Origin of the sequence: Variovorax sp. WDL1, assembly GCF_001541225.1 — a bacterium.
Lineage (GTDB): Bacteria > Pseudomonadota > Gammaproteobacteria > Burkholderiales > Burkholderiaceae_C > Variovorax.
This window is the reverse complement of record NZ_LMTS01000096.1, coordinates 73701-81853: the sequence shown is the minus strand read 5'-3', so window position 1 is coordinate 81853 and position 8153 is coordinate 73701. Positions and strand designations below refer to the sequence as shown.

10 protein-coding genes are annotated in these 8153 nt (G+C 67.0%); 9 read left to right on the top strand and 1 reads right to left on the bottom strand.

Annotated features, from left to right (window positions below; translation table 11 throughout):
- The 9 genes from APY03_RS13955 to APY03_RS13915 form a co-directional block, all read left to right on the top strand.
- Positions 1–2013: heavy metal translocating P-type ATPase (locus APY03_RS13955; RefSeq protein ID WP_232324256.1), on the top strand; the 2013-nt coding region annotated here is incomplete at its 5' end.
- Positions 2013–2150, top strand: a complete 138-nt coding sequence (ccoS, locus tag APY03_RS13950; RefSeq protein ID WP_068677778.1) for a cbb3-type cytochrome oxidase assembly protein CcoS — start codon at positions 2013–2015, stop codon at positions 2148–2150. The genes APY03_RS13955 and ccoS, both read left to right, overlap by 1 nt.
- 65 nt (positions 2151–2215) lie before the next feature.
- Entirely contained in the window at positions 2216–3655 is a 1440-nt protein-coding gene (gene ccoN, locus APY03_RS13945) for a cytochrome-c oxidase, cbb3-type subunit I (RefSeq protein ID WP_068677776.1), read from the top strand.
- 11 nt (positions 3656–3666) lie between these two features.
- Complete coding sequence (gene ccoO, locus APY03_RS13940; RefSeq protein ID WP_068677774.1) at positions 3667–4293, top strand: cytochrome-c oxidase, cbb3-type subunit II; 627 nt, start codon at positions 3667–3669, stop codon at positions 4291–4293.
- Between the two features lie 10 nt (positions 4294–4303).
- The gene (locus APY03_RS13935; RefSeq protein ID WP_068677772.1) at positions 4304–4441 is read left to right on the top strand and encodes a cbb3-type cytochrome oxidase subunit 3; all 138 of its coding nucleotides are present in this window, start codon (positions 4304–4306) and stop codon (positions 4439–4441) included.
- 9 nt (positions 4442–4450) lie between these two features.
- Entirely contained in the window at positions 4451–5365 is a 915-nt protein-coding gene (gene ccoP, locus APY03_RS13930) for a cytochrome-c oxidase, cbb3-type subunit III (protein ID WP_068677770.1), read from the top strand.
- Positions 5366–5372: 7 nt separating this feature from the next.
- Complete coding sequence (ccoG, locus tag APY03_RS13925; RefSeq protein WP_068677769.1) at positions 5373–6812, top strand: cytochrome c oxidase accessory protein CcoG; 1440 nt, start codon at positions 5373–5375, stop codon at positions 6810–6812.
- A 17-nt stretch (positions 6813–6829) separates the two neighbouring features.
- Positions 6830–7105: a FixH family protein gene (locus APY03_RS13920; RefSeq protein ID WP_068677767.1), complete on the top strand. Its 276-nt coding sequence runs from the start codon at positions 6830–6832 to the stop codon at positions 7103–7105.
- Positions 7106–7110: 5 nt separating this feature from the next.
- Positions 7111–7356: a hypothetical protein gene (locus tag APY03_RS13915; RefSeq protein ID WP_068677765.1), complete on the top strand. Its 246-nt coding sequence runs from the start codon at positions 7111–7113 to the stop codon at positions 7354–7356.
- Here the strand turns inward: APY03_RS13915 and fnr are convergent.
- Positions 7337–8053, bottom strand: a complete 717-nt coding sequence (gene fnr / locus APY03_RS13910; RefSeq protein WP_068677763.1) for a fumarate/nitrate reduction transcriptional regulator Fnr — start codon at positions 8051–8053, stop codon at positions 7337–7339. The genes APY03_RS13915 and fnr overlap by 20 nt on opposite strands.
- Positions 8054–8153: the final 100 nt, after the last annotated feature.

Sequence of the window (8153 nt, the reverse complement as noted above, 5' to 3'; positions counted from 1 at the left end):
GCGGCATCCGCGGCCGCCGGCTACCGGCTCCTGCCGGCCGGTGACATGTTCGCGCGCGAACGCCGTTCGCGCGAGGCGCGGCTCGCCCTCTGGCGCTGGCTCGTCGCCGGCTTCTGCATGATGCAGGTGATGATGTACGCCTATCCTGCGTACATCGCGCAGCCCGGAGACATGACCTCCGATGCCGCGCAGCTGCTGCGCTGGGCCTCGTGGGTGCTCACGCTGCCGGTGATCATGTTCTCGTGCGGCCCGTTCTTTCGCAGCGCGCTTCTCGACCTGCGCCGCCGCCGCATCGGCATGGACCTGCCGGTCGCACTCGGCATTGCGATCACCTTCGTCGTCAGCACCGCAGCCACCTTCGATGCCTCGGGGCCGCTGGGGGGCGAGGTCTACTTCGACTCGCTCACGATGTTCGTGTTCTTCCTGCTCACCGGCCGCTGGCTCGAGTCGCGCCTGCGCGACCGCACGGCCGGCGCGCTCGAGGCGCTGATGAACCGGCTGCCCGACAGCGTCGAGCGGCTCGGCGCGGACGGGGGGTTCACGCGCATCGCGGTGCGGCGCCTTGCGCTCGGGGACATCGTGCGCGTGCTGCCGGGCGAGGCCTTTCCGGCTGACGGCGTCATCACCGCCGGCGATACCACTGCGGACGAGGCCCTGCTGACCGGTGAATCGCGCCCCGTGCCGCGCCCCTGCGGCGCGCGCGTCCTGGCCGGCAGCCACAACCTGTCCGCGGCGGTGCAGATGCAGGTCGAAGCGCTGGGGCCGGGCACGCGCTTCGCGCAGATCGTTTCGTTGATGGAGAGTGCCTCGGTGCAGAAGCCCCGCCTCGCGCGGCTGGCCGACCGGGCAGCGCGGCCCTTCATGCTGGCGGTGCTCGCCGCCGCCTTGCTGGCCGCGGGGTTCTGGTGGCCGGTCGACTCCGGCAAGGCGCTGATGGTCGCCGTCGCGGTGCTGATCGTGACCTGCCCCTGTGCGCTGTCCCTGGCGACGCCGGCAGCCATGCTTGCGAGCGCAGGCCGCCTGGCTCGCCGCGGCGTGATGGTGCGCAACCTGCAGGCCATGGAGGCGCTCGCAGCGGTTGATACCGTGCTTTTCGACAAGACCGGCACGCTCACGCGAGATGTTCCCCGTCTCGAACGGGTCTATTGCAGGAAGGGCATGCGCCCGGGCGACGCCGTCGAACTGGGCGCCGCGCTCGCGGCACAGTCGCTGCATCCAGCCGCCCGTGCACTTGCGAACGCCTGGGCCGCGCAGTTCCGGTCGCCGCCCGCCTGGGAGCTCGTTCAGTTGACAGAGCATGCGGGCCTCGGGCTCGAAGGGCGGGTGCGCCGCAAGGGAGGCAGCGACGAGGCTACCCGCTGCGTACGCCTGGGGTCTGCAGCGTTCTGCGGCGTAGCGGCACTGCAGGTAGGGACTGCGCAGGTGCATCTGAGCGACGGGCAAGGCTGGATCGCCAGTTTCGTCCTGGTCGAGGACCTGCGCCCCGATGCCGCTGCCGCGGTCGCCGCGCTCGAGGCGCAGGGTCTCTCGGTCCATCTTCTCTCCGGCGACCGGGATGCAGTGGCGCGCGAGCTCGCCGGCCGGGCAGGCATCCGAAACGCACGAGGCGACTGCACCCCGGAGCAGAAGCTGCAGGTCTTGCAGCAGCTTCAGGCTCAGGGCCGACATGTCGCCATGGTGGGCGACGGGCTCAACGACGGTCCGGTGCTCGCGCATGCACACGCCTCCTTCGCGTTCGGCAACGCGGTGCCGCTGGCCCGGGCGAAGGCGGACTTCGTCGTGCTGGGCGGCTCGCTCGACGCCATTGCGCAATCGATCGCCCAGGCGCGCCGCACGTTGCGCATCGTGCGGCAGAACCTGGGGTGGGCTGCGGGCTACAACGCGTTGTGCGTGCCGCTGGCCGTTGCGGGCTGGCTGCCGGCATGGCTCGCGGGGTTGGGCATGGCGGCGAGCTCGCTGCTCGTGGTGCTCAATGCCGCGCGCCTGGCGACCCCTGCCGAGGGCGTGCGCTGATGGACATCCTCTTTCTCCTGATTCCGTTCTCGGTCGTTCTCGTGCTTGTCATCCTGGGCGGGCTCTGGTGGGCCATCGAGCGTGGTCAATTCGACGACATCGAGGGCGAAGGCGAGCGCATTCTGCGCAACGATTGATTTGCGTCAAACACCGGCGCATCGCGCGCCGGGACACTCGCTGCAGTTCACGAGAAGGCCAGAAGATGCAAGTATCCAATCCCCCCGCAGCGGTCTACAGCGACACCGTCGTGCGGCAGTTCGCCCTCATGTCGGTCGTTTGGGGCGTGGTCGGCATGCTCGTCGGCGTGATCATCGCGTCGCAGCTGGCCTGGCCCGATCTCAACCTCGGCATCTCGTGGCTCAGCTACGGCCGGTTGCGGCCGCTGCACACCAATGCGGTGATCTTCGCCTTCGGCGGCTGCGCGCTGATGGCGACCAGCTTCCATGTGGTGCAGCGCACGTGCCAGGTTCGCCTCTTCGCGCCGGCGCTGGCATCCTTCGTCTTCTGGGGCTGGCAGGCGGTGATCGTCGCCGCCGCCATCAGCCTGCCCATGGGCTACACGAGCGGCAAGGAATACGCGGAGCTCGAGTGGCCGATCGACATCCTGATCGCGCTGGTCTGGGTGGCCTACGCCGTCGTGTTCTTCGGAACGATCGGCATCCGGAAGGTGCGCCACATCTACGTGGCCAACTGGTTCTACGGCTCCTTCATCATCGCCGTTGCGCTGCTGCACATCGTCAACAGCGCCGCGATCCCTGCGGGCTGGATGAAGAGCTACTCGGCCTATGCCGGCGTGCAGGACGCAATGGTCCAGTGGTGGTACGGCCACAACGCCGTCGGCTTCTTCCTCACGGCCGGCTTTCTCGGGATGATGTACTACTACATCCCGAAGCAGGCTGGCCGGCCGGTGTATTCGTACCGGCTCTCGATCGTGCACTTCTGGGCGCTGATCTTCACCTACATGTGGGCGGGGCCGCACCACCTGCACTACACCGCGTTGCCGGACTGGACCCAGTCGATCGGCATGGTGTTCTCGCTGATCCTGCTGGCACCGAGCTGGGGCGGGATGATCAATGGCGTCATGACCCTGTCGGGCGCGTGGCACAAGCTGCGCACCGATCCGATCCTTCGCTTCCTGATCGTGGCCCTGTCGTTCTACGGCATGGCGACCTTCGAGGGCCCGATGATGTCGATCAAGACGGTCAACGCGCTCTCCCATTACACCGACTGGACCGTGGGCCACGTGCATGCCGGCGCGCTCGGCTGGGTGGGGCTGATCACCATGGGCTCGCTCTACTACCTGATCCCGCGGATGTACAGCCGCACCGAGATGCACAGCGTCAAGGCCATCGAGCTGCATTTCTGGATGTCCACGATCGGCATCGTGCTCTACATCGCCGCCATGTGGATCGCCGGCGTCATGCAGGGCCTGATGTGGCGCTCAGTCAACGCTGACGGCACGCTCACCTACACCTTCGTCGAGAGCGTGAAGGCCACCTATCCCTACTACGTGGTGCGCCTGCTTGGCGGTCTGCTCTACCTGGGCGGCATGCTGGTCATGGCATGGAACGTCTGGATGACCGTCATCGCGGGGCGCTCGGCGCACGCAACGATTCCGCTGCCGGCAGCCGCCCACGCGTGAGGAAGAAGAACATGAACTCGAACGACTCCAAGCCCGGCTTCTCGCACGAGAAGATCGAGACCAACAACTTCCTGATGATCGTGCTGATCCTGCTCGTCGTCGCCGTCGGCGGCCTGGTGGAGATCGTGCCGCTCTTCTTCCAGAAGTCGACGACCGAACCGGTGACGGGCATGCAGCCGCCGACCTCGTTGCAGGTGCTGGGCCGCGACGTCTATGTGCGAGAGGGCTGCTACAACTGCCACTCGCAGATGATCCGGCCGTTCCGTGCCGAGACGCTGCGCTACGGCCATTACTCGGTCGCCGGCGAATTCGTCTATGACCAACCGTTCCAGTGGGGCAGCAAGCGCACCGGCCCCGACCTGCACCGCGTCGGCGGGAAGTACAGCGACGAGTGGCACCGCATCCACCTGGTCAACCCGCGCGACGTGGTGCCCGAGTCGAACATGCCGGCCTACGCCTGGCTCGAGAAGGCGCCGCTCGATGGTGCCGAGGCGGCCACACACATGCGAGCCCTGCGCCGCGTCGGCGTCCCGTTCACCGACGAGCAGATCGCCGGCGCGGCAGCCGAAGTGAAGGGCAAGACCGAGATGGACGCGCTGGTGGCCTACCTCCAGTCGCTCGGCCTCGCGCTCAAGTAAGGAGCAGGCAATGGACATCACCATCTTGCGGATCGCGGCCACGCTGGCTTCCTTCGCCACTTTCATCGGCATCCTCGTGTGGGCCTACTCGCGCCGCCGGGCGAAGGCCTTCGAGGACGCAGCTCGACTGCCGTTCGAACAGGACTGAGAGAACACCATGAGCGACTTCTTCAGTGACTTCTGGTCGGGTTACGTGGCCATTGCCACGCTCGGCAGCATCGCGCTGTGCGCATTGCTGCTGTGGCTGGTTGCCAGGACGAAGGTCCCGGGCGGCCCCGACCAGACCACCGGCCATGTGTGGGACGAAGACCTGCGCGAGGCCAACAATCCGATGCCGCGCTGGTGGGTCGGCCTGTTCGTGATCACCATCATCTTCGGCCTGGGCTACCTGGTGGCCTATCCGGGCCTGGGCAGCTACAGGGGCGAGCTTGCCTGGAGTACCGAGAACGAATATGCCAAGGACCTGGCCAAGGCCAAGCGCGAGCTCGAACCCGTCTACGCCGCCTACGCGGCCATGCCGGTCGAGCGCGTGGCGGGCGAACCCGCCGCGTTGGCGATCGGTGAACGCCTGTTCCTCAACAACTGCGCGCAGTGCCACGGCTCGGACGCTCGCGGCAGCAAGGGGTTCCCCAACCTGGCCGACGGCGACTGGCTGCACGGCAGTGCGCCCGACAAGATCAAGGCCTCGATCACCCAGGGCCGCACTGGCGTCATGCCGCCGATGGCCGCGGCGGTCGGCACCCCGGAAGACGTCAAGAACCTCGCCAACTATGTGCTGAGCCTTTCCGGCAGCCCGCACGATTCGGTCCGCGCCGGGCTCGGCAAGAGCAAGTTCAGCGCCTGCGCCGCCTGTCACGGCGTCGGGGGTGCGGGCAACCCGGCGCTGGGTGCACCCAATCTGGCCGACCGGATCTGGCTGCATGGATACGGCCAGGAAGCGATCGTCTCGATCATCAACACCGGCAAGACCAACCAGATGCCGGCACAGCAGGGTCGCCTGACAGAGGCCCAGATCCATGTGCTCGCCTCCTACGTCTGGGGCCTGTCGAACAAGCCTGTCGTGGCTCCCTAGGCCGGTCATGAAGGATGCCGCATCCGCTCCGGTCAGGCCCGCGCGCCGGGTGATCCCGATCGCCCCCGCCGAGCAGGGCGGTGGACTCTTCGTCGCGCACCAGAAGGTGTACCCCCGCACGGTGCGCGGAATCTTCGCGCGCTGGCGCTGGGCGATGGTGTTCCTCACGCAGCTCGTCTTCTACGGCCTGCCCTGGATCGAGTGGGGGCAGCGCCAGGCAGTGCTGTTCGACCTGGGCGCGCGGCGCTTCTACATCCTCGGCCTGGTGCTGTACCCGCAGGACCTCATCTACCTGACCGGGCTGCTGGTGATCTCGGCGCTCTCGCTCTTCCTCTTCACCGCGGTGGCCGGGCGCCTGTGGTGCGGCTACGCGTGCCCTCAGACGGTCTACACGGAGATCTTCATGTGGGTCGAGCAGAAGATCGAAGGCAACCGCATCGCCCGCATGCGCCTGGACGAAGGCGACTTCTCGCTGGAGAAGCTGGTCAAGAAGTGGTTCAAGCACATCGTGTGGCTCGGCATCGCGCTGTGGACCGGCTTCACCTTCGTCGGGTACTTCACGCCGATCCGAGAGCTCGGGCTGGAGTTCCTGCAGACCCGCATGAGCTCGTGGGAAGTGTTCTGGGTCTTCTTCTACGGCTTCGCGACCTACGGCAACGCGGGCTTCATGCGCGAACAGGTATGCATGTACATGTGTCCCTATGCGCGCTTCCAGAGCGCCATGTTCGACCGCGACACGCTCATCGTGAGCTACGACGGCGAGAGAGGCGAGCCGCGCGGCGTGCCTGCCAAGGGCAGCAGCGCGCGCGCACAGGGCCTTGGCGACTGCATCGATTGTTCATTGTGCGTGCAGGTCTGTCCAACCGGGATCGACATCCGCAAGGGGCTGCAGTACGAGTGCATCGGCTGCGGGCTCTGCGTGGATGCCTGCAACACCGTGATGGACAAGATGAAGACACCGCGGGGGTTGATCCGCTATGCGACGCAGAACGGCATGGCCGGCCATTGGACGCCCAGGCAGGTGCTGCGCCGCGTGCTGCGCCCACGGGTGCTGATCTACACCGGATTGCTCGCCGCACTGACGATCGGTCTGCTGGCGAGCCTGGTGGTCCGAACGCCGCTCAAGGTCGACGTGGTGCGCGACCGGGCGTCGCTCGCGCGCATCGCCGAGGGCGGCCAGCTCGAGAACGTCTACCGCCTGCAGATCATGAACGCGACCGAGCAGCCGCAGCGCTACCGCATCGAAGCCAGGGGCCTCGAAGGCCTGAGCGTGTCGCCGGCTGATCCGTTCGAGGTCGGTCCCGCGCAGTCGCGCTGGGTCGCGGTACGCCTGCAGGTTCCGTACGGCAGCGCCGCCGCAGGGGCCCACGTCGTCCATCTCGACGTGCGTTCCGTCGAGGGGGGCGCGCAGGTGTCGGAGAAGGCCACCTTCATGGTGCCCCGTTGAGTTCCAAAGGAGACGAGATGGACGATTGCGCGATGACTGCTCCGAAGAGCGGACCCTGGTGGCAGTTCCCGCTGCTGTGGATGGTGATCGGCGGGCCGGTCCTGGTCATCGTCGCGAGCTTCGTGACGCTCTGGCTCGCGCTGCGCACGCCCGATCCGGTCGTGGCGCAGGACTACTACCGCCGGGGTGTAGAGATCAACAAGGAGCTCGCCGCCAAGAACCTGATGCCTGCGCTGGCAGGGCGCAACCATGCGGCCACGCCGGTCGCGGACCTGCCCGCACCGAGGCGTTGAAGACCATGAAATCCCGAGACTGGATGTCAATCCTCTGGCCGGCCTTCCTGCTGGCCAGCGCTGCCGAACTGCTGGTCTTCGCGCTGGTCGACCCGAGCGACCTCCATTGGCGCGGCGAGGCGATCGGCTTGTCGCGGCAGGCTGTCTATGCGGCCGGCTTCTTCATCTTCTGGGTGCTGGCGACCGGCTCGAGCGCGCTCACGCTGCTTCTCACCAAGCGCGCGGACGAGCTCAACCGCCAGGCGGGTTGACGATGCGCTGCAGCGCATCGGCGTCGACGATGCGGAGCTTGCGCTTTTCCACCTCCACGATGCCGTCGTCCATGAACTTCGACAGGGTCCGGCTCACCGTCTCGAGCGTGAGCCCGATATAGCTCCCGATCTCCTCGCGCGTCATGCGAAGCACGAACTCGGACCGGGAGAACCCGCGCGAGTGCAGCCGCTGAACAAGATTCAGCAGAAAGACCGCGAGGCGTTCCTCGGCCCGCATGCTGCCCAGGAGCAGCATCACGCCGTGCTCGCGCACGATCTCGCGGCTCATGATCTGGTGCACGTGGCGCTGCAGGGCGGGAACCTCGCGCGACAGCTGCTCGATGCGATGGAAGGGCATCACGCAGACTTCGGCATCTTCGAGCGCGATCGCGTCGCAGGTGTGCTGGTTGTTGACGATCCCGTCCAGCCCGATGATTTCGCCGGCCATCTGGAAGCCGGTGACCTGGTCGCGGCCATCCTCCGTCGCCACGCGGGTCTTGAAGACGCCGGTGCGGATCGCATACAGCGCGGTGAAGGGCGCGCCGTTGCGAAACAGTGCCTCGCGCCGTCGGACTTTGCGCCGCGTGGCCACGATGTCGTCGATGCGCTTCAGTTCGCTCGGCTCCAGGCCCGCAGGCATGCACAGCTCGCGCAGGTTGCAGCTGGAGCAGGCGACCTTGATATTTTCGGCTTTCATTGATGGCGTCGGGGTTCGCAGCGATTCTCTGGCGCCGCGCACAGCCGAGGCTTGATGCACATCAAGGATGACGGGGCGACCTGCCTGCATAGTGGGCCGG